This is a genomic window from Pseudomonas sp. SCB32 (genome assembly GCF_009189165.1).
Lineage (GTDB): Bacteria > Pseudomonadota > Gammaproteobacteria > Pseudomonadales > Pseudomonadaceae > Pseudomonas.
Map to the genome: position 1 here is coordinate 3,882,051 of NZ_CP045118.1, position 24,680 is coordinate 3,906,730.

Consider the following 24,680-nt stretch of genomic DNA (forward strand, 5'->3'; position numbering starts at 1 on the left):
TAAAAGGATTTATTTTTAAAATTTGAAGATAACCGAAGAGCTTTCAGATAAAAGAAATTCAATGTGAAATTACGATTTCAGCTTGAAAAAGAGTTTGTTGCAGGCATAAAAAAACCGGTCCCTGTCAGGGGACCGGCAAGGAGCAAAACCGATGAAGAATCAGCCCAGGCGATCGAACTCGATGGGGCCGTCGAACTGCTCCAGCGCACCCGGTTCGATGTAGCGTTGCCAGTTGTCGAAGATCTCCCGACCGGCGAGGAAGCCCTCGAAAATCGCATGGTCGGTCTTGCGCGGCGACACGCAGTCGCCCACCCGCTGGACGTTGGGCAGCCGCTGTTTGAGCTGGTGGTACAACCCCTCTTCCGGCAGATGGCGGACGGTCAGCACCAGGCTGTCGAAGCCGTCCAGGGTCGACTCTTCGCCGCTGTAGAGGTTGAAGATGTCCACCGCATCGCCGCGTACCCGGCTGACCCAGGCGTTCAGCGTACTGGTCAGCCCGCGGCCGAATAGGTTGCTGTACACCACAGGCTGGTCGAGGGTCTGCGCCAGCTTGTGGAACAGCGCGTTCCAGCGGGTCAGCACATGCACCTGATGGCCGCGCTCGACAAGGAACTCGGCGATGCCGGCGGAGTAGCGGTTGCCCTCCTCGTCCAGCAGCAACACGCGCTGGCCCAGTCGCTCAGGCTTGGCCAGCACATCGAGCGCGGTGAACACGTTCGGCGCGTCGATGCCGGGCACCTCGGCGACCAGCGGGTTGATGTCCGAGTAACCGCTGCGGTCCGGGCGCGAGCCGGTGGCGACTATCACGCCGTCCGGCTGCAGCGCGGCGATGGTCTCGACGCTGGCCTCGCAGTTCAGCCGCACCTGCACGCCGGCCTTGGCCATCTGCACCTTGAGGTCCTCGGTTATCCAGGCGAAGGAGTCGCGGCGTGGCAGCTGGACGATCTGGTTGACCTGGCCACCCAGCTCCGCAGCTTTCTCCAGCAGGGTCACGCGATGGCCACGCTTGGCCAGCCCCTCTGCGGCTTTCATCCCGGCCGGGCCGCCGCCGACCACCACCCAGTGCTTGCTCTGTGGCGCCAGCTGCAGAGTCTGCGGGCCGAACACCGCCTCGCGGCCGGTCGCCGGGTTGATCTGGCAGGTCATCGAGGTGCCGTGGAACAACCGCGCGACGCAACCCTGGTTACAACGCAGGCAGTGGTAGATCTCGTCCTCGCGACCTTCGGCGGTCTTGCGGGCGAACTCCGGGTCGGCGATTTGCGCGCGGGTCAGCGCCACCATGTCGGCACCGCCGGCGGCGAGGATCGCCTCAGCCTCGCCGGCGCTGCCGATCCCGGAGACGCAGAACACCGGCAGCTTGATCGCGCGCTTTAGCCGCGCCACCGGGTCGGCCAGCCAGCCGTTGGGCACATCGTAGGGCGGCATGATGTAGGTGGCCGACTGGTAGACGCCGGCGGTGGCCATCACGTAGTCGATCATGCCGGCCGCCTCGACGGTGCGCGCCACCTCGATCCAGTCCTCGATGCCCATGCCGCCGGGGACCATCTCGTCCATGCTCAGGCGGATGCCGACCACGAAATCCGGGCCGACCCGCTCGCGCACCGCGCGGATGACTTCCAACGGGAAGCGCATGCGGTTCTCGAAGCTGCCGCCGTATTCGTCACTGCGCTTGTTGAACAGCGGCGAGATGAACTGGTGCAGCAGGTAGCTGTGCGCTAGGTGCACCTCGACACCGTCGAAGCCAGCGAGCCGCGAATACTCCGCCGAGCGCGCCCAGCCCTCGACCACCTCGTCCATGTCTGAACGTTCCATGGCCTTGGCCATTTCGCCGAACACCGGTGACTTGATGTTCGAGGACGACCAGAGCACGCGGTAATCGTCCATCGCGTGGGTCTCGCCCATCACCCCGAAGTGGTTGAGCTGGGCGAAGATGTGCGCGCCGAAGCCGTGCACGGCCTGGGTCAGCGCGCTGTCGCGCTCGACCATCTCCGCGCGGTAGCCGTAGGGATAGCCGCGGCAGAAGGTGTTGGAAGTCGGATGCACCAGGCGGTTGCCGGTGATCATCAGGCCGATGCCGCCGCGCGCGCGCGCCGCGTGGTAGTGGATGTCGCGGTCGGTGGTGAGGCCGTCGCGGCTGTTGAAGGCCATCGCGTGCGCCGACTGCATGATGCGGTTGCGCAGGCGCAGGTTGCGCAACTGCAAGGGTTCGAACAGGTGTGGGTAGCGTTCGACGGTCATGCCTCACCTCCTTCGAGTTGGCGGCTCATTGCACTCCACCAGTCCGAGCCAAAGCCTTCGAGTTCACCCTGTTCGATGAAGCGCGCTGGATCGTCCAGCTGTTCGCGGCCGGCCAGGAAGCCTTCGTAGATGATGTCCTGCAACGGCCGGGGCAGACGCGCGTCGCCGATGCAGTGGAGACTCTCCACGCGGCCCTGAAGTGCACGATACAACTCGTCGAACGGGGTGTGGCCGGCGGCGACGATGAAGGTGTCGGCTTCGAGCTGCGCGCTGTCCTGGTCGGTGAACAGGTTGAACAGTTGCGTGCGGTTGCCCTCGATACGGCGCACCCAACTGTTCAGCGTGTACTCCAGGCCCTTGGCGAATACGTGGCGGTAGTTCACCGGCAGGTCAAGGGTCAGCGCCAGGTTCGGCGACAGCGCGGTGAAGCGGCTGACCAGATGCACCTGGTGGCCGCGATCGAGGAGGAACTCGGCAGTGCCCAGGGCATACTTGCCGCCATCTTCGTCGAACAGCACCACACGCTTGCCGACCCGCCCCGGTGCCTGCAACACCTCGATCACGCTGAGCACGTTGTCCTGTTCGGTGCCGGGCACGCGGTCCACGGCCGGACGGGTGGAAGTGAAGGCGGTCTTCAGCGGGCGGGAACCCGTGGCGAGGATCACCCCATCAGCGCCCCAGGCCAGCACACTGTCGGCGTCCAGCGCGCGGTTCAGGTGGATTTCCACGCCGGACTTGCGCAGCTGCGTCTCCAGGTCGCGAGGGATGAAGCTGAACTTGTGCCGGCGCGGCAGTTGCGCGGCGAAGTTCAGCTGCCCGCCGAGGCGTTCACCGCGCTCCACCAGGCTGACCCGGTGGCCGCGCTGGCGCAGGGTCAGTGCAGCCTTCATGCCGGCCGGGCCGCCGCCGACCACCAGCCAGTGGCGCGGCTGTACAGCAGCCTGCAGGGTGTGCACGCCGAGGCGCTGCTCGCGCCCGGCGGCGGGGTTGACCACGCAGGAGATGGCGTTGCCGACCATCAGCCGGGCAATGCACGCCTGGTTGCAGCGAATGCAGTGATTGATTTCGTCGGCGCGTCCCTCGCGCAGCTTGTTGGCAAACTGCGGGTCGGCGATCTGGCTGCGGGTCATCGCCACCATGTCGGCGGCGCCGCTGGCGATCAGCGACTCGGCTTTCTCCGGATCGACGATATGGCCGACGATGAATACCGGGATGTCGCTGATTTCGCGCAGCGCCGTGCGCAGGCGGGCGCCGTCATCCACCAGCCAGTTCTCCGGGTAGTCGCCGGGTGGAATCTGGTCGGCGTGCGCGGCATAAGTGCCAGCAGTGGCACTGACGTAGTCCAGCTTGCCAGTGGCCACCAGCAGCTTGGTCATCTCGATTGCGGTGTCGGGGTGCATGCCGTCGACGGTGCATTCGTCCAGCGAGATGCGCACGCCGACCACGAAGTCCGGACCGACCGCCTCGCGCACCCGCTCCAGGGTCTCGATGGGGAAGCGCACGATGTTTTCCAGGCTGCCGCCGTACTCGTCGGTGCGCTTGTTGTAGACGAAGGAGAGGAACTGCTGGTGCAGATAGCCGTGCGAATAGTGCAATTCGACGCCGTCGAAACCCGCGGCCTTGGAGTACAGCGCGGTCTGCGCGAAGTGCTCGGAGACCTCGTCCATTTCCGCCTTGGTCATCTCCCGCGCCCACTCGTTGTAGGCCGGCGACTTCATGGTCGAGGGGCCCATCAGCACGCGGTAGTCGTCCAGCGCGCCGCTGCGCCCCTGGGGGCCGAAGTGGATCAGCTGGGCGATGATCCGTCCGCCGAAGGCATGCACCGCGCGGACCATTTCGGCATCGCGCTCGATAATTTCCTCGCGGTTGCCGCGCGCCAGGGTGCGGCCGGGGCCGGTCGACTGCGGGTGGGTGTGGCGCGCGCCGGTGACGATCAGGCCGATGCCACCCTTGGCCCGCTCGGCCTGGTAGTAGACGTCGCGGTCGTTGGTCAGGCCGTTGCCGGCGTGGAAGCCCTTGGCATGGGCGGTCTGCATGAGGCGGTTGCGCACAGTGATGTTGCCGATGCGCAGGGGACTGAAAAGATGTGGGAAGAGGTCATCCTCCGGCCGTGCGGGCTGGATCATCAGGTCATCTCCATCGAGGATTTTTATGACTGCCCGGCCCTCCTGGGGCCGGGTCAGGGACGGCGGTTCAGCGCAGTACGTTGTCGCCGCTCATGAATACGAAGACACGGCGGAATCTGCCGTTCTCGACGTACCAGAAGTTGCAGTTGCGCAGGTGGGTTTCCGCGCCCTGGTGATCCTTCAGGTAGACGTTGAAGCGCGAGCACACGGTCTGGCTCTCGACGTCGGCGACAACCTCGAAATCGCCGTGCCAGATTTCCGCGTAGCCGGAGAACAGGTTCTCGAACATCCTGCGCACGCCGGTATGGCCGTTGTGGGTGAGGTTGTCAGTCTGGATGGTGAACTGCACATCCTCGTGACAGCAATCGAGCACCGGTTCCATGGCTTTTCGATCGACGTTGCCGAAGTACTTCTGGGTGGCCAGTTCGATCAGCTGTTCACGGTTGAGTCGGCTCATGGTGTAGTCCTTCAGTGGGTTCGAAGTCAGCGGGCGAAATCGTGGAAGGCGCCGTCGTTCGGCCTGTCGCCGGTGGGATAGGCCTTGCGGCTCTGCTTGAGACCGAGGCTGAGCATCATTTCACAGAGCTTGTAGGCCACCTGGCCCGGGTTGATCACCGGAATCGGCAGGCGCTCGGTCAGATAGGCGTGCGACTGGTGCATGGTGGTCGAACCGAGCACGATGACGTCGGCGCCATCCTCCTCCATCGCCTTGCGAGCCTCGGCTTCGAGCTTGGCGAACACCACGTCTTCCTTGCCCGCCAGCAGCTCGGTGAGATCGGGACGGGTCTTGATCGAACGCAGCGAGGCAACCCGCGGCCACAGCTGGTACTCGGTCAGGGTCTTTTCATAGAGCGGGAACCACTGGTCCCACATCGTGATCACGCTGAACTTCTTGCCCAGCATGCAGGCCATGTGGAAAGCCGACATGCCCGGCGCCACCACCGGGATGTCCAGGCGCGAACGCAGCGCGGCGAGCCCGGAGTCGCTGACCGTATCGATGCACACCGCGCTGTAGCCTTCCGCCTGGGCGCGCAGACCGGCCTGCACCACCGAGAAGTCCATCAGCAGCACGTCGAGGGCACTGTCGGCGAGCGACGCACCCTTGGCGACCGGGACGAACTCTGGATGGAAACCGGGGAGAATCAGATGGGCCGGCAGTTGCGAGGCGCGGTTGGCAGCGCCGGCCTGGTCCATGGGAATTGGAATGATGACTTTTATTCGATGTGACACGGTGCCTCCTTGTCTAGCGCCATGCCTGAAGCACATACGGCATGGCTGTTGTTGTTCCTCCTGTGATAGCAAGACTATTGCCAACTCCTGCGGGGAAGGCTAAGCACTTGTCATGCAATGAGTTTTTTTTGAATGGCAGACGGCTTGCTCGCCCGCTCAATTCAATCTGTAACGTTCGCTATTCAATAAGAAAGGCTGCCAAACCGCAGCGACATCGCAACGGTCGCACACACACACGACCTTGATTCCCTTCTCGTGGCGTGGAGCGAAGACTTTTCCGGACCCTGCACTCGTCGGCCAGCAGCTGCTGCACGGCAATGATCAGTGCCCCCATGTTAGGGAGGCCACGGTGGATCAATCCCTGGGGCAGCGCCGCCTCATCCACGAAGACCTTGATGCGCAATGCCCGCTACGCCTCGCCCATGAGTAGCACGCTGTGCGGCAGGTTCTGCGGGCAGTGGTCGAGCGGCTACTGCATCAGCCGGTGCGAGCGCGAATCGCTGACCAGGTGGTAGTCGTCGAGCACCAGATACAGCTGCTTGCGGATGCTGGCGGCGCCCTCCAGGGGAATGTCGTTGTCGATGGCGATGCCCAGTTGCTGCAGGGGCGCCCGCAGGTAGACGAAGAGCGAGGCCGGGCGGCCGGCGCGCTACTACGGCGGACGCGCGAAACAACCCGCGACCTGCCGCGCAATCACGAAGCCCTGGAGCCGATCGGCTACGCCCTCGACCGGGCCCTCGACGCAGCAGAAAGCGCAGTGGCGTTCATCACGGTCTGGCACGCGCACTCCAGGAGGGCGGCGACGCCACCCTGGCCATGGCCGACGAGTCGTTCTGCCCCCTCGGATACTCCGGCGGTCACTCCACCGCCGGTGTGGTCCGTTTTTGCCGCCTTCGGGCGGTTCTTTTTGGCGACCACCAACCTAAAGGATGAGTTGGGTTCGCCTAACCAAGACGAACCATGCTCTCGCGCCCTTACCGGTGTGCAACGGCGACTGCTTCCGGCCATTAGCGGACACTGGACGCGAAGAGACTGCTCCACCGATCCATCTTGCTGGTATCTATTCGCAAAAAAAAGCCCAACCAAGTTGGGCTGAGGGCCAAAGGAGCCTATGCAGGGGAATGCGTCCTGGCCAATTGGGATCTCAATTGAGTATCGATTGCTTCAAAACCCCCATCAGCGCGCAAGCCTGTTCGTCCGGTACCAGGGCTCGTAATAGGTCATCCCTGAGTTCCTCGATACGCTCGGCCGCGTTGGGACTGCGAAGCAGGTCGACCAGATTGGTTCCAGCGACAAACCGAATCCCTTCCGGATGCTCTGCGGTAACGAGCACCTCCTTTTCCTGTATCACCTCATCAGCGATCACCGCGCGCTTTGCGAGCCCTAGCGCACCTCTCGAAATTGATTGCGATGGCAAAACAATATCCATGGCCTGCGCCCAGAACGGGGACAGTTCCCATCGGTCTCCCGATGAATAGAAATGCCCTCCAGCACTGATCCGATGGAAGTAGATGCGTGTGGCGCGACTCTGATAGAAGCGAATAGCAAGCTCCGCGGAGGTTGGGACGCGTAGCAACGTATTGATCGTGGGAGCAGCAGCGAAAGCACCAGAAATGGCCTCATACATCCCGTGGCCTGAAAGTGGATCAACGCAATATGCGGCATCTCCTACTCGGAGGCTGTTCACTCCCACGATGCCTCCTCGCAGCACTGGCTGGATGCCTCGAGAGTTTGCGGGGCCCGCTGGTATTAGGTCGCCGAGAGCGTGGGGCAGGTATTCGAGCTTCCTGAGCATCCGTCCGTGGAAACTCTCCAATGACTCACCGCTGCGCTCCGAGAGAGAATCGGTTCCCAAGACCAATTGAATACTGCAGTGCCCTCCTCTCGCGCAGGTTGCCCAAGCCCATCCATTCTCAAAGGGCTCCGAAAACGTCAGCGTCTCTTTGCACCTTGCGCTCGTGAATTGGCGTATCAGCGCAATTGAGCGCATAGATGAGTGCTCATCGGGCTGAGATTTCGGTGCGCCACGCCCACGGGCTTCCACCAAAAAATCCCCGTGGAGTTGAAGGTTTCGCCCTGCAGCCTCCAATGCGAAAACGTTCCAGGTCTGGTCGACTTGGCGAGCCCACAAGACATGCGCATCCACCACATCAACGCCAGCGTCACGGGCATCCTGAAGCAGAGCGGAATCCAACGTATCGCGCTCTACTACGAACTCGCCATTAGCCAAGCGGGGCTCCTCGCCCCAAGCACTCCATCGTGGGTGGAGTTCAGTCATGAGCTTCAGCGCCTGAGTACACCCGGCCCTCTGCAGGCCCTCAACCACTCTTGGTGACGCCCCCTCAAGGAAGGAGCGCTTCCGTACCTGCCCTACAAGTTTCACTTCATGCCCCATGCGTCGGAGCAGGATTGAGGTAACAACTGCGGCGGGGCCAGCTCCTAGCACCAAGACCTTATGCATGCCGCGGCACCTTTGCATGACCGGGCATGAGCAGCGCTCCCACCAGCATCGCAACCAGCCCTATCCAGACAAGTGATACGAGCGGATAGATGCGCAGTACGACGAGCGTTGATAACTGCATCTCTTCGCTGAGCTTTTCTCTCAGCAGCGCTGGAGTTGCAGGCACCCAAATCTGCTTATCTTCCAGCCATCCGTGCACCACAAACGGATCGAGCAGGTAACGCGGCCCACCGGTGTACCTTGCGTAGCGATAATCAAGAATCTCGCAGAGTTGTCTGACTGGGCCCTGGTACCCGGCAGGTTGATGCCTACCATCGAGAAACAGTGCGTTACCCATGGCCGATTCGCCGTCCCTTTGTATCTGGACTTGAGCAACGGCACGGTATCCAGAGTGGTCTACTACGGTACTTATGGGTGAGACCTGTATCGACAGGTCGGAAGTTAGCGAGTGGAACTGTCCCAGTTTTTCTGGCACGACCTGGATTGCTTGATAGGTATTGAGTGCCGTGGCCGCGAAGCCTCCGACCAAAGCAACGACTGCCCCTCCATGAACAAGCGCAAGCGAACCAGTCAGTCGCGCAGCCCCCAATCGGCGGCTGCGCCAGATGCTCTTCAAACACCAGAGCACGCATCCCAGCAACAGGTAACCAGCAGCCGCGAGCGCGGCATCCAACCAAGGCAACACGGACACTATTCGGCTGGAAAGAACGCCCCGCCCCTCGTACCACTCGCTCAGAAGTCCGCCATGCCACCAAAGGGTCAAGCAGATCAGCGCCGTGACTGCGGTGACAACAACAGCAGCTGTGCGGGCGGTTGCACGTCGCAAGAACGTGTATCCACCCACCATGCAAACCACCAAAAGAAGCGGCAGCAGCCAATGAGCTATCCAATAGCCGTCCACCGTCCACTGGGCAAATGCAAGACGTAGTTGCTCCATCTCTTCTGCACTTGCCCACATGGTCAGCGTTTCGAAGAACGGCTTTTCGTTCAGGGACTTTGCGACCTGGAACCATTGCCTGAGGTACGCGAGCGCTAGAGCACCACCCGCTATGCTCGCGATTGCGACGAACAGCCAAACTGAGAGCAGTGTAGTAACCGCAGTTTTCTTCCCCGATTGACCGCGAGCGACTGAGGGAAGGCAGATATAAATCAGCGCCCCCACGATGAGTAATGCCGCCAGGACAAGGTGACTCAACCAGGAGGTAGTGCCGATGTATCGATGCGAGCTCGTCAGGGTTTCACTGCGAGTAACCGCCATAGCCAGAGAGGTGCAGGCCGCCAATAGCAGGCTTAATACCGGCAAGGTACGACCAAAGGCCCCGCCCGGACGCCAATGCCTGGCACCATGCAGAACTGCTGCGAGCATCACCCAGACGATAAATGCGCTTGTCTGAACCGGATCCCAGTGCCACAGCTGGCCGAAGGTGAAATCCACGAGAGCCCAGACCATTCCGAAGCCGATTCCTGCCGTCAACACGAACCAGGCACGACGGTTGTAGTGCAGAGTGACCACGGCGTAGTCACTTAAGCCTCCCCGCAAGGCCTGGACTGCTGCACCGACGGGTGCGATTGCCCAGACGTAAGCGACGAGAATCGCCGGGGCGTGCAATACCATCCAGATTTTTTGCAGGTGCGCATTCATCCCTTGGCTTTCCTGGTTGGCCAGCCAGCTTTCGGGGGTTGCCGTAAAAGGCCCGAGCAGCAGTGCAGCTATGGCGTACCAGGCAGCGATCAATCCAAGGGTGGCGCCCTCCCAGCCTGGACGAGTTGCATGACGTATTGCCAAGGGGGCAAACATGGCGGAAAGGAGGATCAACGTTCCTTCATCACCGCCCCAAAGGTTTGCGACTTTGAGATACACCGGCAAGGTCGAACTGCTGTAGAGCCAGACGTAGCGGAAATCAAATCTATCCAGCAACAGCGCTAGCAGAAGCGAGGTCGTGCAGGCGTACAGCAATATCGCCGAAAGCTTCCACAAAGCAGTGCGGACATGAGCAAGCGGAGCGCCCCCCAGCAGAAGGAGAACGGCAGCGCCAAGCAGCAGATTCCCCAGACCAGGTTGAAGGGCCGCCGCAGTGCTGACAAGGAACAGGCATAGTCTCAGCCAGCATTGGGTCGCACTCGTCATGCTCGACGCCCTTCTGGCCCGAAGTAACACGCCCCATCGCGCAGCTTCGACAACAAGCCTCCAATGTCGCCTTCATGCTGGTTCCAAAGGGAGGCAGCAATTCCCGTAAGGCGTGCACAGGCGAAGCTCGCGCCCCCGCCCATACGCGGATCACCTGCAATCAGCGTTGAGCATGCACCGAAGGACGCCCGTCGAAGCCCCAGCCAGGCGATTTCGCCTTCAATGCACCGCGGATCTCCAGTAACGGAAACGCAATGGGGAAACGCTGCTGGATAGACGTCTGCGGTACCGCAGGACGGAGAGGAAGCGAGGATAAGCACTCCCTGCTCGGCAGCATGCTGACAGGCTTGCGCTAGCTGAACTGAATAGTTTGCGAGCCCAAAACTCATGTTGATGAGCTGTGCACCCGCCTCCACCAGCCAGCCAATCGCTTCCGCTACCCGTTCTGTCGATGTATGCGAGGATTTGCCGAAAACCTGGGCAATCATCAGGTCAGCTTGGGGGCAATGCTTGATGATCAGGCGAGCGATACGATCCCCGTGTCCGAGTTCGTCGGGGAGGGCAGGATCATCCCCTGGGAGAGCATTGAAACGCCGGGAAACGGCGACGTAAGGAAGCATCGACATGCTCACTCCACTGTCGATGATGCCGACTCTGGGTTTCATGAAGCATTCTCCAAGGCGGGTGTATCGAGGTCGATGACTTGGTCAAATGGCGTATCCGCGACGTGGCGATGGCTGATGTAGATCCGGGTTCTTGAATCAAACAAGGTGTCGATTTCTCGCAGAATCCGCTCCTCCATCAAGCGATCAACGCCGCTGGTGCTCTCGTCCAGAATGAGGATGATGGGGTCGAGCAAGATGGCTCGTGCGAGCGCTACGCGCTGTCGCTGACCGCCAGATAGCCGGCTTCCGCGCTGGCCGACGGAGGTATGCAGGCCGCGCTCCAACTGATCTGAGAACGCTTCGACGCCAGCGATTCGAGCGGCGACAATCACCTCCTCGTCAGTAGCTGAAGGGCGGCCGAAACGTATGTTCTCAAGCAGGCTGCAGGAGAACAGCTCGGCGTTCTGAGAGACCACGGCAACCCTGCTGCGAAGGTGCTTCAAGTCCTGATCGCGAAGATCGATTGCGTCCAGCAGTATCCGCCCGGAATCAGGATCAAAGTGCCTCTGGAGAAGATCAACGAGTGTGGATTTTCCAACGCCGGATGCGCCCTTGATGCTGACGCGACTACCGGCGGGAATAACGGCAGTTACCCCTCGAAGAACGGCGCGGCCGCTGTCCGGATACGCAAAGTGGACGTCCTCCAGCCGAATGCTTCCTTTGCCGACCACCACGACAGCTGCTGGCGGCGTTTGCACAAGAGGACGCTGGGCGGAGAGCTCGCGAACTCTCACCGCACTGACTTTGGCCCGCTGATAGCCGGTGTAAAGCCCCGCCAAAGCTTGAATAGGGCTGCTCGCGCGCTGCATGTACGTGACAAAGGCGATCAGAACGCCAAGCGTAATGCTCCCTTCTGCAATTCGATGCGCGCCCACCAAGAAAACCATCGAGATGCTGACTGACATCACCAATCCTGGTAGCGAGCCGACAAAGTAGCCGAGCAATTGCAGCCGCAACGACGAGGTACGCTGGCGATCGTGAAGCTCCTGCAGACGCTTTGTACTGAGCTCCTGGCCGTTAAAGACCTGAATACATTTCACCAGCCCGAGCGTCTCAACGAAAAAGGCCGCCAAGTCGGTGCCACGCTCACGAACCTCCTGGCTCATCAGCTCCACTCGTGAACGCATTACCCGCAGGAAACCTGCGTTCACGAGCAGAACGATCAGGAGTACGGCAAGCAACTCCGAGCTCATGTATCCCAGCATCAAGACGGCGCCCATGAGCATGAGGCCGTTGTTCATAACGCTGAAGACAGAGTCGACCACAAAGCGCTGTAGCTCGCCGATATCCGCATTCAGCCTCGCGTGAAGATCACCTTGGCGGGTCTGCGAGAAATACGCCGGTGACAACGCCAGCAAATGAGCGAACATCTCTTCTCGCATGCGGTGTAGCATTCGCGATGAAGCATTGTTGTGAAGGCAGCGAGTCACACCCCCCAACAGCGCGCAGACAACGGCTAGCGCAACCATGGCGCCTACGCATAGCGTCACCACGCCGAAATTTCCCTTCAGCATGCCGTCATCGATGAGGCGTTGGCTCAGGTAAGGCTGGGCGAGTCCTGCAGTGGCGGTGATGAGTGAGAGCACTGCCACAAGAGCGAACTTGGGCCACTGTGGCAGCGCATAGGGAAGTATCCACTGCCACAAGTTCAGCTCAGGTGAGTCGTTCGCCATGCCGGAAGGCATGACGAACGGGCTACCCGATTGCGCCGGGTTTTCCATGAGTGACTCAGCGCTGCACAACACGAAGAGAAGTGAGCACCTGGTCACCACCACCAGGAATCATGATGTTGCCTTTCTTCTCCAGAGTCTCAGAGTCGTAGACCGCGATATCGTCCACAGTCCCGCCGATGTAGAGCTCCTTGCCATCGCTGGATACGTTGACGTTGTAGTAGGTGTGGTCGAGATCAATCCGCTTGATCAACTTACCGGTGTCGACGTCAGTCTTGGTCAGTTGCGTGTACACGGTGTACGCCTCGTTCCGACGTACAGGGTTGATGACGGTGGAGAACAGCACCACCGAAGCATCTTCGAACTCGTGGAAACGAACCTTGTCCTTGACCAGATCCAGCGACCAGATGCCCGCCTTCTGAACTGTCTTTCCATCAGCCCCGGTATGGTTGATGTAATAGGGTGTCGCGAACTCAGATGCCTGTTCGAATTGCGGCCAAATAGCCAGGGTATCCGGCTCGCCGAACCCTGGCCGTTTCCAGCTGCGCCACGGGTGCTTGCCAATCTCCTTCCCTGTCTTCGGGTCGAGAGTCAGCATGTCCCAGCTGAATGCATAGAGGCGCGATGCATCAGGAGAGAAGATCAGCGACGAAGCGCGGCGCGGAATTTTCAACTTACGTATGGGCTGCGCCTTCACGCCGCTGGACGTGTCGTAAATGGCCACATACGGATCCATGACATGGTACTCACCCGGTAGCAGTTGAGTCGGATTGACGAATACCGCCAACTCCTTACCGTCAGGGCTTACGTCGATGGCGTAAGGAGCCTTCGCGCGAATACCAGGTGACGACAGATCCGCACGGAAGACCTCTTGTCCGGACTCCAGGTCAATTCCGGAAACACTCTCCCAACGGTTGTGAATCACGTAGGCAACTTTTCCGTCTTTCGAAACGGCGAGTGCACCCGGGCTGTTCCCCATTGAGGTGTTGGGGATGTGGAAGGTTCTGATGACCTTGCGTTCTGCTGGGTCAGCGACGACAACCAGGTTCGGGCGAGCCGCAGTCACCAGGTAGTCTTTGGCTGCTGCGAACTGGCTAGTCAGCGCTAGGCCCATCGCCAACAGACTCAGACCAGCAGCTTGGCGTAGAGCAACTTGTTTCTTGTTCTTCATGAGGTTCCCTCTTGCTCCGGACGAGACTCCGGAAGCGCAAAAGCCGTTTTCAGGAGTTACTTCGGGAATACAGCCTTCAAGGCCGCCCAATCGTTCGGTGCAGAGTCATTGCCTTCGCTCCACTCCGGATAGGTATGCAGCGAATCCGGCACCTGAGCGGGCCACCAGCACGGATCGGAACATCCGTAGAGATCCGCCTCCATCGGTTGGCAGAGTCCAGCGACGCCGAGGAACGGATCGACCTCCCATCCAGGATCGAAAGTCGTGGCGCAACCGACTACCGCGGACATCGCCACAACCTCCCCGGTCTCGCCCTTCTCCATCGCGACCTCGACCTGATGGGCTTTCATGTTCATCGGTTTCATATGGTTCATAGCTGGGCACTCCGGGTGCTGAGGTGCTTCTGGAAGAAGCGGGGGTTCTTCTGCAGGATCTCCATATAGATCTCGATGCCGAAGTCCACCCACTCCCGCATCAGGTCGCAGTAGTGGTAGGTCGGAGAAAGCGGATCGCCAAAGTGGGCGTAGGACTCGTGGTAACAACCACCGGCACAGAGATTCCGGATCCTGCATGTGGAGCAGCCTTTCCCGGCTCGCTTGGTAGCGCTCTCCAGGAAGGTGCCAAGCTCTTCCTTGGCAATGCCCTCGTCTACGTTGCCAAACAACGGCATGTCGGATCCGGTGAAGCGGTGGCAGAGGTTGAGGTCGCCCTTGTGATCTACCGCGAGCAAACCAACACCAGCACCACACGGGAGGGCCTTTTTGCGCCCCTCGTAGAGGTCACTCATGAGCTGGTGCATGTTGGAAAAGCCGTTGTTGCGCCCTTCCAAAGCAGCATCACGATAGGCCTGCCCCAAGGTCTTCATGCTGTCGAAGACCTGTCGCAGCTCTTCTGACTTCAGGTTGAACACTGTAATCGGGCCAGAGGTAGCAGGAGCTACCCCAACCTCAGCAAAGCCGAGGTCGTATTTCAGGTGCTCGTGTATCGCCACCACGTCGGTGAAACCAGACGTGAGGGTTACCCGTACACCTACGGGCTTGGATCGATAGCGCTCGATGAGCATCCGCGCCTTCGACGCAACCACGGCGTAGGTGCCCTGACCGCTGACAGTGATCCGCCGGCGATCGTGGACAGCTTGAGGGCCGTCCATGCTGATTGAGATGCCAAATTTATGCTGATCGAGGTAGTCGACGATCTCCTCGGTCAGCATGGTGGCATTCGTGGTCATCGAGAAGTCGACCTTCTTGCCGAGCTCGCTACAATGTGCCTCGGTGTACTCCACCACTTGCTTGATCAGCGGTAGGTTGGTCAGTGGTTCGCCGCCAAAGAAGATGACGTTTATGCGCTCATGAACCGCCCCCTCTACAAGCAGCAAATCGATGCTCTTGCGTGCAGTGTCAAAGCTCATTCGGCGCCCTTTGGTCGGGACGTCCAGGTCTTCCTTGTAGCAATACGTGCAACTCAAATTGCAGCCAGTATTTACGTTCAGCACGACGGTGCTGATCGGAAACTCGCGGATGCTCACCTGCATCCCCGCATCTGGCTGACCCGGCTCCTCTCCCAGAATCGACAGCTCACGGAAGCTCTCAAGCGTCTGGGCCAGATCAGCCGTTTTCACTGAGGCGCCGAAGTTTTCCTTCAGTTCTTCGAAGGAAATCTGCTCGCGCGATTTCAGGTAGTCGATTAACTCCCCACCCAATTCGTCCAACTCGAAAAGACCGCTGGAGGGGATGTGGAACAACACGTGCCGGTCATTCAGCTTCACATCGTGAAAACTGAAGCGGTTAACGAACAATTCGCTCATGGCGTTGCCCTCAGTGAATCAGCGAACAGGCGGGTCGTTCCAACGCTGAACGGTGACCACAAGGGGCCGGGTCGCCTCAACTTTGCGACCGTCGTCGTCCACTACCGCGGTGACCTTCAGATCACCTGCGTTGTTGGTGTGGAATTTCCGCTGAGGATTGGGGCCGGCATCACCGGGAACGAATAGGCCGCTGGAGTCGAGCTTGCCGGCGAACTCAACGTCGTTCATGGAGGTTGCGTATGCAGTGCCATTGTCGACCGACCAGGCAGCCTGCACATAGCCAAGACGGATATCGTCAGCGGTTCCTGGCTTGCCATCGGGCCCATTGATATAGGCGACCGACTCGAACTGAACCGGCACTTTCGGTCGAGAGCCGCCGTTGTCGCCAACGCGCGCCATGGCCTGGCCCGGCTCGATAGCGATGTAGTCAATCGTCTTGTACAGCGCGAGGCCGGCGTTCAGCTTCGCATTGCCGACGCTAATGCTTCTTGCCCCAACCTGTGCATCCGACGCAGCACTTGCCTCGACGACAACTTTGGTCGGGGTGCTTTCCAGAACCTTGGCCTGGACGCCGGCTCCCAAAGCTACCTCGCCACTCAGATTGCTTCCGTAAAGCGTGACGGTCTGAGTTGTGCCGGACTTGATGTAGGTCGGCTGGACAGCGACGAGACGCGGGCCTGCTCCCTCACCGGATCGCACCGCCTGCAAAGTCCCGCCGATGGAGTCGATGTTTGGCAGGAACCAACGGCCAGCCAGAGTCTGGCCATCGGCAGAAAGAGCAAGAACCTGCTGCACTTCCTCACCGCCCTGTTTGACCGTAGCGCGCCATTCATATCCGGTGAACAGTACGGCCTTGCCTTCGGCGGTCTCCTGTTTGCCGTTGGCGTAATTCACCTGCATCGTCACCTTGTAGTGATCGCTGCCATCGGCATTTACAGTGGCTACGCCTTCGTAGAAGCCCCAGCCTGGTCGATGGCCGGTAACGCGCCAACTGCCCGTGGGCTCGACTTTCTGGTGCTTCAGCCAGTCATTCCAGACCTGCGCGTCGTACGCATAGCGTTTGCCCAGCGCCTTGGGCATTTCCTGGGATGCGATTTCCCACCAGTTGCGATCACGACCACCTTGCTGGATCTCGATGGTAGGGAACTGACCGACGTGGAAGTTGGCCAGCTTGCGCCAGTCGTCTTCGGTGCGACGTTGCAGGGCGATACGACCGTACGAGTGGCAACGTGCGCAAGTTTCCGCAATGTGCTTATCGTCCGGCTTTTCGACCTGGGTGAAATCACGCTCCAGCAGATACCGACGGGGGGCTGTTTCTTCAGGTGCCAGGCCATGTGTATCAGCCAGGTACTTCACCAAAGTCAGACGCTCATCCGAGGTCAAACGAACGCCATGGGCGGCAACCATTCGCCCGATGGTCATGTCCCAACCTTCAGGAGTACGGCGAGATTGATCGATTCGATTCAGCCCTTTGCCTTCAACGGGAAGGTGGCAAACGCCACATTTCGCATTCAGCAGTGCTTTCGCTTCTGCAGTCTGCTCTGCATGCGCGAATAGCGGAATCGCGGATACTGCAAGGGACAGCGCCAACGGGCGCACGGGGGTAGAAAATGCACGATGTAGGCGCATTCTTTGGGCTCCCTGGTTTCTTGTGTTTATGGTTCAGGCTTGGCCACTTCTCACCTGGATTCGGTGCGCTGTGGCTGGTAGGTAAAGGCTACGGCTGAGTCGCGAAGAGGCTGTATCGAGATTCGGCAAGAGCACATCTCTCGCCTATCGAGAAACGGCAACCTCTCGCTGAGCGAGGTTCACCTCTGCTTGGAAGCAGCCCCTCGTGCGGCGGAATTCGGAAAGTCCTGACGGATGTCTTGATCCAGTACGTCCAAAAGCCTTTCAAAATCCCGCACCCGAGTTAGAAGGCGAGACATGGCTCGATCTGAAATCGCAGGCAGCGTCTGGCCCCACTTCTTCCCATCAGCCATCTTCAAACTCCAAACTGCAACGACAGAGCGACGTAAGTTGCCAATGCCAGAAGGCCCGTTATCAACAGGCCATCAATGCAAAGGCAAATGACAGAACCCTTTGGCATCGACGATCTCCTTGGCACCTGTTGGTCAGGTGCCTGTGCATCTTCAGAAGAAGCCAAGCGGGTTGATGTCGTAGCTCACCAGCAGGTTCTTGGTCTGCTGGTAGTGGTCGAGCATCATCTTGTGGGTTTCACGACCGACGCCGGACTTCTTGTAGCCACCGAACGCGGCGTGGGCCGGGTACAGGTGGTAGCAGTTGGTCCACACGCGGCCGGACTGGATGCCACGGCCCATGCGCCAGGCGCGGTTGATGTCGCGGGTCCAGACGCCGGCACCGAGGCCGAACTCGGTGTCGTTGGCGATGGCCAGGGCTTCGGCTTCGTCCTTGAAGGTGGTCACGCCCACCACCGGACCGAAGATTTCCTCCTGGAAAACGCGCATGCCGTTGTGGCCCTTGAGCAGGGTCGGCTGGATGTAGTAACCGCTGGCCAGGTCACCGTCCAGGCGCTCGCTGGAGCCACCGGCGAGCAGTTCGGCGCCTTCGTTCTGGGCGATGTCGAGGTAGGACAGGATCTTCTCGTACTGCTGCTGCGACGCCTGGGCGCCGACCATGGTCTCGGTGTCCAGCGGGTTGCCACGCTTGATCGCCTTGATCTTCTTCATCACCTCAGCCATGAACGGCTCGAAGATGGACTCCTGCACCAGCGCCCGCGATGGGCAGGTGCAGACTTCGCCCTGGTTGAAGAAGGCCAGCACCAGGCCCTCGGCGGCTTTTTCGATGAAGGCCGGCTCGGCCTGCATGATGTCCTCGAAGAAGATGTTCGGGCTCTTGCCGCCCAGCTCCACGGTGGACGGGATGATGTTCTCCGCTGCGCAGTGGAGGATGTGCGAACCCACCGGGGTCGAGCCGGTGAAGGCAATCTTGGCGATGCGTTTGCTGGTAGCCAGCGCCTGCCCTGCTTCCTTGCCGAAGCCCTGGACGATGTTCAGCACGCCCGGCGGCAGCAGGTCACCGATGATCTCGGCCAGCAGCATGATCGACAGCGGCGTCTGCTCGGCCGGCTTGAGCACCACGCAGTTACCGGCGGCCAGGGCCGGGGCGAGTTTCCACGCGGCCATCAGCAACGGGAAGTTCCACGGGATGATCTGCCCGACCACGCCCAGCGGCTCATGGATGTGGTAGGCGACGGTGTTCTCGTTGATCTCGGCAGCGCCGCCTTCCTGAGCGCGGATGCAGCCGGCGTAGTAGCGGAAGTGGTCGGCGGCCAGCGGCACATCGGCGTTCAGCGTCTCGCGCACGGCCTTGCCGTTGTCCCAGGTTTCGGCGACAGCGAGCTGTTCCAGGTTCTGCTCGATGCGGTCGGCGATCTTCAGCAGGATCAGCGCGCGATCCTGCACCGAAGTGCGACCCCAACTGCCCGCGGCGGCATGGGCCGCATCCAGCGCGAGCTCAATGTCCTCGGCGGTGGAGCGCGGGAACTCGGCGATGACTTCACCGTTTACCGGCGAGGTGTTACTGAAGTACTGGCCCAGCACCGGCGCGATGAACCCGCCGCCGATGTAGTTGCGGTAGCGCGGCTTGAGCTGGAGAACGGAACCGGGCGTATTCGGAGCAGCGTAAATCACAGGCACACCTCATCTCTTGTTGTCAGCGAATGCATGTCCAAGCCCAACCTTCCGTAGGCCCAATCACACGCAGTCCGCGCAGTCTAGGGAGAGATGAATCACCGAAATATCGAGAAACGGCAGCGCCCAGCTCGTTGACTATCAAAATTCGGCAACACCGCAACACCGTCCGCCGGATGTGCCTTGCGCACTTATCTTTTCTTACAAAATAATTTTCCTGCTTCGCCACAAAGCCACCAGCCCCGGCGTACCTGAGGCGTGGGTAGGTACAACAAAAACAAGAGACCCGCTTTACCGTGAGGTAGCTATGCGATCCATCGATGAGCTGATTCACCCCGAATCTGCACCTCCTGCCTTGTTCACCCTCAGTGAAACCACTGATGTACTGCTTCAGGCATCTGCGTTGCCGAAATGGAATCAGGAGTACGTGCAGCTCAGCGAAGGCACCTTCTCAGGCGGCTTGCAGGATCTTTCTCTGGGGCCAGTTCAGATCTTTCGCGAAACGATGGACAAGGCGGTAGATCAACGGGGTCTCCCCTGGCGCAACAGCTTTGCGATAGGGGTACCGATAGCTATTGCAGGTGACGGCTACTGGTGCGGAGACAAGCTTGAGCAAGACTCCGTCTTTTTCCTGAAGCCTAATTCGGAGCTGAAATTCAGAACGCCTGAGCGCTCCGACATCTACGTCGCGGTGATCGACATGGAACTTCTCAGCTCCTATGCCGAATCGGTAGAGGAAATGGACGCAGCCCGCATCACCACGTTGAGTGGTACAAGCTCCGCTTCCCATCAGCTCTGCAGCTCGATCAGGACGAACCTCAGCCACCTATTCGATGGCTTAGCTGCCAATCCAACCGCGTTGGACAGCGAGCTAATTCGACAGGAATTGCTAAGCGAGACTATGCACACGCTTTGCGCGGGCTTGTCTCACCTCAGCAACATGACTCCACACAGCCCTGGTCAGTTTGTTCACCGCCACATCGTTGAAAAGTCACGCGAGTACATCCTGTCCCGGCAAAGCCAGCCACCCAGCGTCCTCGAAATTTGCAATGAGCTGCGGATAAGCCGCCGCACGCTTCACTATGCATTTCAGAAGGTGCTCGGCGTCAATCCAGTCAGCTACCTTCGTTACGTTCGCCTGCATGGTGCACGCCAGATGCTTCTGCTTTCCCCGCCTGGAAAGCTGCTAATTAGCGAAATCGCGGCCCGCTGGGGCTTCTACCATTCGGGCATGTTCTGCACCTATTACAAGCTCCTGTTCGGTGAAACCCCCTCAGCAACTATCGCCAGGATCTCCGGTGACGCTGCTTGCCAATACAAACGGATGTCGAAGGCGCGCTTGTCCAGGCACTGAACGGGGCTGCATCTCACTCCTCCGCTGGATTGAGCAGGAAGCGTGGCCGCGCTTCGCAATGCAGGCGACAGGCCCCCCCCCCCCAAAGCACACCATCCGTTCTAGCTACTTCATCTCGATTCCGCACGCAGCGGTTTTGATCATTTCGAAGCGTTTTGCACCAGTGTCCGCTTTGGGTCGGTAGCGGCCCTCCAGCTCCACGCTGGCCATTTGCCTTGATACAGGACAGAATCCTCCACTAAGAATCGGAGTTCAGGGAAAGAAGTTCATGACATGGCAGGTCATATTGCGGCTAGACGGGCAGGCCTATTCATCCGGCGCCATACAGAGGGCGGCCTACAGCGTCGCCAGGGATTTTGCTACTGAGATCCAAGTGCAGGATAAGCACGCTACCCTTCTGATCACTCCCAATCCGACCTCAGCTAACGCCTCCACCCTCTCCTCCGAGCAGGTCAAAGCTCTGCTGCTCCAGCAGCTAAATGATTTCGCCTTGCGCGAACGAATCCAGCAGGAAACGGCCGGCATCAGAGAAATACTGATCCGCGCGGCACTGATCGGCAGCAGCCATTGAATGAGCGCGGTCATTACCACGGACAGCAGCTATCGACTACTGCCTCTCCGTTTCATGCGTTTGGAAGGCGAAGGCGCGCAGGACGTGCTGATCACTGGAGATACTGGCGAACACCTGTTCATCACGGATACGCAACTGCGTGATCTGTTGAATAAGCGCCTGCGACCAGGAACCTCGCTCTACAAGGACTTGCTGGCCCGGCATTTCATCTATGAGCCAGGTGGCCATGACCCGCTGCCGGAAATGGCCGCGCAATATCGCAGCCGCAAGGACTTTCTCCTGCAGGGTCCGGCGCTGCACCTCTTTGTTGTCACTTTGCGCTGCAACCATACCTGCCAATACTGTCAGGTCTCGCGGGCACCGCTTGCCGGCAGCGGCCACGATCTCTCCGAGCAGGACGCACTGCATGCCGTGGAGCGCGTTTTCGAATCCACGTCTCCCACTCTCACTATCGAGTTTCAGGGTGGCGAGCCTCTGCTGGCCTTCGGGCGCATACGTCAGATCATCGAGCGTATGGTCGAGCGCAACGAAACCGAACAGCGTGACATCCAGTTCGTCGTCACCAGCACCCTGCATCACCTGACTGATGAGATCCTGGATTTCGCACACGATCACCGCCTTCAGTTTTCAACCTCACTCGATGGCCCTGCCGCCCTTCACAATGCCAACCGGCCGACTCCGACTCGCGACTCTTACGAACGCACCCTAGAGGGCATTCGTCGAGTGCGTGCACGTCTGGGTCACGATGCGGTATCGGCGCTCACGACACTCACCGCCAAAAGCCTCGAGCAACCGCGAGCGATCATTGATGAGTATGTGAAACAGGGCTTCTCCAGCATCTCTCTGCGGCCGTTGAGCCCATATGGGTTCGCCTCCAAGAGCGCGCAACGCCTCGATTATCCGATGGAGCGTTACGTTCGTTTCTACAAGGAAGCACTCGCCTATCTACTGGAGTTGAACCAGCAAGGCATCTACCTCTCCGAGGGCTATACCGCGTTACTGCTGAACAACATCCTGACGCCCTTCTCTTCCGGCTACGTCGACCTGCGTTCCCCGCTGGGCGCTGGGACTGGTGCTCTCGTTTACAACTACGATGGCTATGTCTATCCGTCCGATGAAGCTCGGATGCTCTTGGAGATGGGCGAGGACGGATTACGGCTCGGCAGCGTTCGACAACCGCTGCACGAGCTCCTGAACGCCCCGATCATGAGGCTCTTGCTGGAAGCTGGCGTTGCCGAGGCGCTGCCCGGCTGCTGCGATTGCGCGCTGGTCCCCTACTGCGGCGCTGATCCGGTGGAACATTTCGCCCGCTACGGAGACCCGATTGGCCATCGGGCCTTCAGCAGCTTCTGCGAAAAGAACATGAATCTGCTCCAGCACCTGTTCGGCCTGCTGCGTGATGGGGACGACAGTATCCAGCGAGTGTTGCTGTCCTGGCTGACTCGCCGCTCGTTCGCTGACATCCCCCATATCGGCTACAGGGGATAGTCCATGCTTCGCAGAGAGACTCAGTTCGATATCCAGAACCTGGTTGGCCCGCGCTTGTTGAAAGTGATCACCGCCAGCGAGCTTATCGAAAAAGGCACGGCCGTCTGCGCAGGGCATGCAACTTTTGATGACCTGGCACTCTGGGTCGAGGCGCACGAGCTACGGGAACACCCCGGCTTGCTGGCACTACCGGTGGGCGCCTTCCTGTGCCCAGACCAAGAAGCGCCCGATCTACCCCATGAGGTGTTACAGCTTCGAGCGCCGAAGGATCCGCAAGTCGTGCGCCCCGGAGACGTCATCGCCCTGACGCCGACCAGCAACCTGGTGCGCGTACTGTATCGACGTGGCGCCAACTCCAACCTGCTGTTCATCACCGATCGCTGCAACAGCTTGTGCTTGATGTGCTCGCAACCGCCGAAGGACATCGATGACCGCTGGCACATCGAGGAAAACCTGCGCCTGATCGACCTACTGGATTCGGGAGAAGAACACCTCGGCATCAGCGGCGGCGAGCCGACGCTGTATCGCGAAGGGCTACTGGCGATTCTCGCCAAGTGCAAGACCGTGCTGCCGGAGAAACCGATCCACCTGCTCAGTAACGGCCGGCTGCTGAAGGATCCCAGTTGGATCGCCGAGCTGAAACAGCTGGGCCATCCCTGCCTGAGTTGGGGCATCCCACTCTATGCCGACAATGCCACCGACCACGATCACCTGGTCCAAGCACCCGGTGCCTTCAGCGAAACCATGCAGGGGTTGTACAACCTCGCCCGAGCCAATCAGGCCGTGGAAATCCGCGTGGTACTAAACCGTCTGACCATTCCCAGGCTGCCCGAGTTAGCTCACTTCGTGTTTCGCAATCTTCCCTTCATCCGCCACGTCGCCCTGATGGGAATCGAAAGCACCGGCTTGGCGAAGAAGCATTACGAGGAACTCTGGATCGACCCACTGGACTACCAGGAACAGCTCAGCCAGGCCGCCTATTTTCTGCATAACCGAGGCGTGCCGGTTTCGATCTACAACCTGCCCCTATGCATCCTGCCAGCACACCTGTCGCGCTTTGCCCGCCAGAGCATTTCCGACTGGAAGAACTTATTCATCGACGCCTGCCAAAACTGCGCTGCAACCAGCCACTGTGCAGGCTTTTTCAAATCCCACACCGACCGCTGGCAGAGCCGCGGCATTCGTCAGTTATCCACGGAAGAATTCACCACCTACGCAAGGAGCACCCCATGAGTTTGCTCGACCGCTGGAAAGTCTTGATTGGCCACATCACTCTCCTACCAGTCGTCGGCACAGCCTTCGCGCAAGGCAATCAACTGCCACTCGCCGATTCAACCTGGGAACCCCGTAGCGACGCACAGCCGCCCGTATTCATGAACACACTGAATGCATCCGACGCGGTAAATATTTATGCAGCACACCGCTCGCACAGCTCCCATCGCTCGCATAGTTCACATAGCTCGCACTATAGCGGCTCTGGTGGATACAGCGCTCCGCGCTACTACAGCCCACCGGCAGCCCCAGCGCCGAGCTACACGCCCAATACCTACTACAGCGTCCCCAGCACCTCGAGCAGTAGTAGCAGTCAGTCGAGCTCAAGCTTCAACAATGCAACGACGCCATCGGTGGATACACCCTCTACGAGGACGGCACCTGCTCGACCTGCTGCCGGAGAGCTATCCAACTTGGTCATGCGGGTGCAGACCGCACTGCTGGTGCGCAAGTATTACGAAGGCACCATAGACGGCATCCTCGGCAAGACGACCCGCGGCGCACTGATGTCATTCCAAGCGGACACTGGCTTGGAAATTAATGGCCGTATGGATACCCCTACGCTGAATGCATTGGGTATTCGAATTCCCTAAATCCAGGCTGAGTAGCGACGACCATGACGATGCATGACATCAAATCCAACTTGTATCCTTGCGCCCATTGCGGGGGCGGCGGGACTTGTCGTAATGGGGAACAGCAGCAGTCCTGCGCGGTGTGTATCAAGGAGAACGAGCTGAAGGGCAAGAGTTTCGCAGGGTTGCCCTGCGCAGTGTGCGGTGGAATTGGTCAGGCGGAGCCCAAGACGGAACGCATCAACAAACGCCTCCCTGCGCTGGTCGGCCTCTTGGT

Annotated in this window: 18 protein-coding genes and 1 pseudogene; 5 read left to right on the forward strand and 14 right to left on the reverse strand. The window is 59.9% G+C overall.

All coding sequences use genetic code 11. From position 1 onward, the window contains the following. Nucleotides 1-159: 159 nt before the first annotated feature. From GA645_RS17660 to GA645_RS17720, 14 genes and pseudogenes are all read right to left on the reverse strand, one after another. A complete protein-coding gene (locus tag GA645_RS17660; RefSeq protein ID WP_152224289.1) occupies nucleotides 160-2,238 on the reverse strand; it encodes an NAD(P)-binding protein in 2,079 nt (692 codons plus the stop codon). After that, the gene (locus GA645_RS17665; protein ID WP_152224290.1) at nucleotides 2,235-4,364 is read right to left on the reverse strand and encodes an FAD-dependent oxidoreductase; all 2,130 of its coding nucleotides are present in this window, start codon (nucleotides 4,362-4,364) and stop codon (nucleotides 2,235-2,237) included. Before GA645_RS17665 ends, GA645_RS17660 begins: the two co-directional genes overlap by 4 nt. 67 nt (nucleotides 4,365-4,431) lie before the next feature. Then, on the reverse strand, nucleotides 4,432-4,821 hold the full coding sequence (locus tag GA645_RS17670; protein WP_152224291.1) for a nuclear transport factor 2 family protein: 390 nt from the start codon (nucleotides 4,819-4,821) through the stop codon (nucleotides 4,432-4,434). 26 nt (nucleotides 4,822-4,847) lie between these two features. After that, nucleotides 4,848-5,594 carry an aspartate/glutamate racemase family protein gene (locus GA645_RS17675; RefSeq protein WP_218572332.1) on the reverse strand — a complete coding sequence of 249 codons (747 nt, stop codon included), beginning with the start codon at nucleotides 5,592-5,594 and terminating at the stop codon, nucleotides 4,848-4,850. Nucleotides 5,595-6,738: 1,144 nt separating this feature from the next. Then, nucleotides 6,739-7,287 (reverse strand): NAD(P)/FAD-dependent oxidoreductase, encoded by a 549-nt coding sequence (locus GA645_RS17680; protein ID WP_152224292.1) that lies wholly within the window; start codon nucleotides 7,285-7,287, stop codon nucleotides 6,739-6,741. Nucleotides 7,288-7,677: 390 nt separating this feature from the next. Next, nucleotides 7,678-8,073: pseudogene (locus GA645_RS29330) on the reverse strand (NAD(P)/FAD-dependent oxidoreductase); the annotation flags it as partial. Beyond that, nucleotides 8,048-10,183: a cytochrome c biogenesis protein CcsA gene (gene ccsA, locus GA645_RS17685; protein WP_152224293.1), complete on the reverse strand. Its 2,136-nt coding sequence runs from the start codon at nucleotides 10,181-10,183 to the stop codon at nucleotides 8,048-8,050. The gene ccsA and the pseudogene GA645_RS29330, both read right to left, overlap by 26 nt. Next, on the reverse strand, nucleotides 10,180-10,848 hold the full coding sequence (locus GA645_RS17690; RefSeq protein ID WP_152224294.1) for a S8 family serine peptidase: 669 nt from the start codon (nucleotides 10,846-10,848) through the stop codon (nucleotides 10,180-10,182). The genes ccsA and GA645_RS17690 overlap by 4 nt, the downstream gene beginning before the upstream one ends. Continuing rightward, nucleotides 10,845-12,569 carry an ABC transporter ATP-binding protein gene (locus GA645_RS17695; protein WP_152224295.1) on the reverse strand — a complete coding sequence of 575 codons (1,725 nt, stop codon included), beginning with the start codon at nucleotides 12,567-12,569 and terminating at the stop codon, nucleotides 10,845-10,847. Before GA645_RS17695 ends, GA645_RS17690 begins: the two co-directional genes overlap by 4 nt. Before the next feature lie 7 nt (nucleotides 12,570-12,576). Then, the gene (gene peaD / locus GA645_RS17700) at nucleotides 12,577-13,689 is read right to left on the reverse strand and encodes a quinohemoprotein amine dehydrogenase subunit beta (protein WP_152224296.1); all 1,113 of its coding nucleotides are present in this window, start codon (nucleotides 13,687-13,689) and stop codon (nucleotides 12,577-12,579) included. 56 nt (nucleotides 13,690-13,745) lie between these two features. After that, nucleotides 13,746-14,063, reverse strand: coding sequence for a quinohemoprotein amine dehydrogenase subunit gamma (gene qhpC / locus GA645_RS17705; protein ID WP_152224297.1), 318 nt, complete (start codon nucleotides 14,061-14,063; stop codon nucleotides 13,746-13,748). Beyond that, the gene (gene peaB, locus GA645_RS17710) at nucleotides 14,060-15,493 is read right to left on the reverse strand and encodes a quinohemoprotein amine dehydrogenase maturation protein (RefSeq protein WP_152224298.1); all 1,434 of its coding nucleotides are present in this window, start codon (nucleotides 15,491-15,493) and stop codon (nucleotides 14,060-14,062) included. Before peaB ends, qhpC begins: the two co-directional genes overlap by 4 nt. 18 nt (nucleotides 15,494-15,511) lie before the next feature. Continuing rightward, the gene (gene peaA, locus GA645_RS17715) at nucleotides 15,512-17,122 is read right to left on the reverse strand and encodes a quinohemoprotein amine dehydrogenase subunit alpha (protein ID WP_152224299.1); all 1,611 of its coding nucleotides are present in this window, start codon (nucleotides 17,120-17,122) and stop codon (nucleotides 15,512-15,514) included. 503 nt (nucleotides 17,123-17,625) lie between these two features. Continuing rightward, nucleotides 17,626-19,146, reverse strand: a complete 1,521-nt coding sequence (locus GA645_RS17720) for an aldehyde dehydrogenase family protein (RefSeq protein WP_152228182.1) — start codon at nucleotides 19,144-19,146, stop codon at nucleotides 17,626-17,628. A 307-nt stretch (nucleotides 19,147-19,453) separates the two neighbouring features. On the opposite strand from GA645_RS17720, the gene GA645_RS17725 reads away from it, so the two are divergent. From GA645_RS17725 to hxsA, 5 genes are all read left to right on the forward strand, one after another. Further along, nucleotides 19,454-20,500, forward strand: coding sequence for a helix-turn-helix domain-containing protein (locus tag GA645_RS17725; RefSeq protein ID WP_152224300.1), 1,047 nt, complete (start codon nucleotides 19,454-19,456; stop codon nucleotides 20,498-20,500). A 268-nt stretch (nucleotides 20,501-20,768) separates the two neighbouring features. After that, nucleotides 20,769-21,071, forward strand: a complete 303-nt coding sequence (gene hxsD / locus GA645_RS17730) for a His-Xaa-Ser system protein HxsD (RefSeq protein WP_152224301.1) — start codon at nucleotides 20,769-20,771, stop codon at nucleotides 21,069-21,071. Next, nucleotides 21,072-22,559, forward strand: coding sequence for a His-Xaa-Ser system radical SAM maturase HxsB (gene hxsB / locus GA645_RS17735; protein ID WP_152224302.1), 1,488 nt, complete (start codon nucleotides 21,072-21,074; stop codon nucleotides 22,557-22,559). 3 nt (nucleotides 22,560-22,562) lie between these two features. Further along, complete coding sequence (gene hxsC / locus GA645_RS17740; protein ID WP_152224303.1) at nucleotides 22,563-23,792, forward strand: His-Xaa-Ser system radical SAM maturase HxsC; 1,230 nt, start codon at nucleotides 22,563-22,565, stop codon at nucleotides 23,790-23,792. Next, the gene (hxsA, locus tag GA645_RS17745) at nucleotides 23,789-24,424 is read left to right on the forward strand and encodes a His-Xaa-Ser repeat protein HxsA (protein WP_152224304.1); all 636 of its coding nucleotides are present in this window, start codon (nucleotides 23,789-23,791) and stop codon (nucleotides 24,422-24,424) included. The genes hxsC and hxsA overlap by 4 nt, the downstream gene beginning before the upstream one ends. The last annotated feature ends 256 nt before the right edge of the window (nucleotides 24,425-24,680 follow it).

Bases quoted from the DNA above. Each gene is read 5' to 3' on its own strand.
- GA645_RS17660 (WP_152224289.1), bottom strand. From the start codon at position 2,238: ATGACCGTCGAACGCTACCCACACCTGTTCGAACCCTTGCAGTTGCGC.
- GA645_RS17665 (WP_152224290.1), bottom strand. From the start codon at position 4,364: ATGATCCAGCCCGCACGGCCGGAGGATGACCTCTTCCCACATCTTTTC.
- GA645_RS17670 (WP_152224291.1), bottom strand. From the start codon at position 4,821: ATGAGCCGACTCAACCGTGAACAGCTGATCGAACTGGCCACCCAGAAG.
- ccsA (WP_152224293.1), bottom strand. From the start codon at position 10,183: ATGACGAGTGCGACCCAATGCTGGCTGAGACTATGCCTGTTCCTTGTC.
- GA645_RS17690 (WP_152224294.1), bottom strand. From the start codon at position 10,848: ATGAAACCCAGAGTCGGCATCATCGACAGTGGAGTGAGCATGTCGATG.
- GA645_RS17695 (WP_152224295.1), bottom strand. From the start codon at position 12,569: ATGGAAAACCCGGCGCAATCGGGTAGCCCGTTCGTCATGCCTTCCGGC.
- peaD (WP_152224296.1), bottom strand. From the start codon at position 13,689: ATGAAGAACAAGAAACAAGTTGCTCTACGCCAAGCTGCTGGTCTGAGT.
- qhpC (WP_152224297.1), bottom strand. From the start codon at position 14,063: ATGAACCATATGAAACCGATGAACATGAAAGCCCATCAGGTCGAGGTC.
- peaB (WP_152224298.1), bottom strand. From the start codon at position 15,493: ATGAGCGAATTGTTCGTTAACCGCTTCAGTTTTCACGATGTGAAGCTG.
- peaA (WP_152224299.1), bottom strand. From the start codon at position 17,122: ATGCGCCTACATCGTGCATTTTCTACCCCCGTGCGCCCGTTGGCGCTG.
- GA645_RS17725 (WP_152224300.1), top strand. From the start codon at position 19,454: ATGCGATCCATCGATGAGCTGATTCACCCCGAATCTGCACCTCCTGCC.
- hxsD (WP_152224301.1), top strand. From the start codon at position 20,769: ATGACATGGCAGGTCATATTGCGGCTAGACGGGCAGGCCTATTCATCC.
- hxsB (WP_152224302.1), top strand. From the start codon at position 21,072: ATGAGCGCGGTCATTACCACGGACAGCAGCTATCGACTACTGCCTCTC.
- hxsC (WP_152224303.1), top strand. From the start codon at position 22,563: ATGCTTCGCAGAGAGACTCAGTTCGATATCCAGAACCTGGTTGGCCCG.
- hxsA (WP_152224304.1), top strand. From the start codon at position 23,789: ATGAGTTTGCTCGACCGCTGGAAAGTCTTGATTGGCCACATCACTCTC.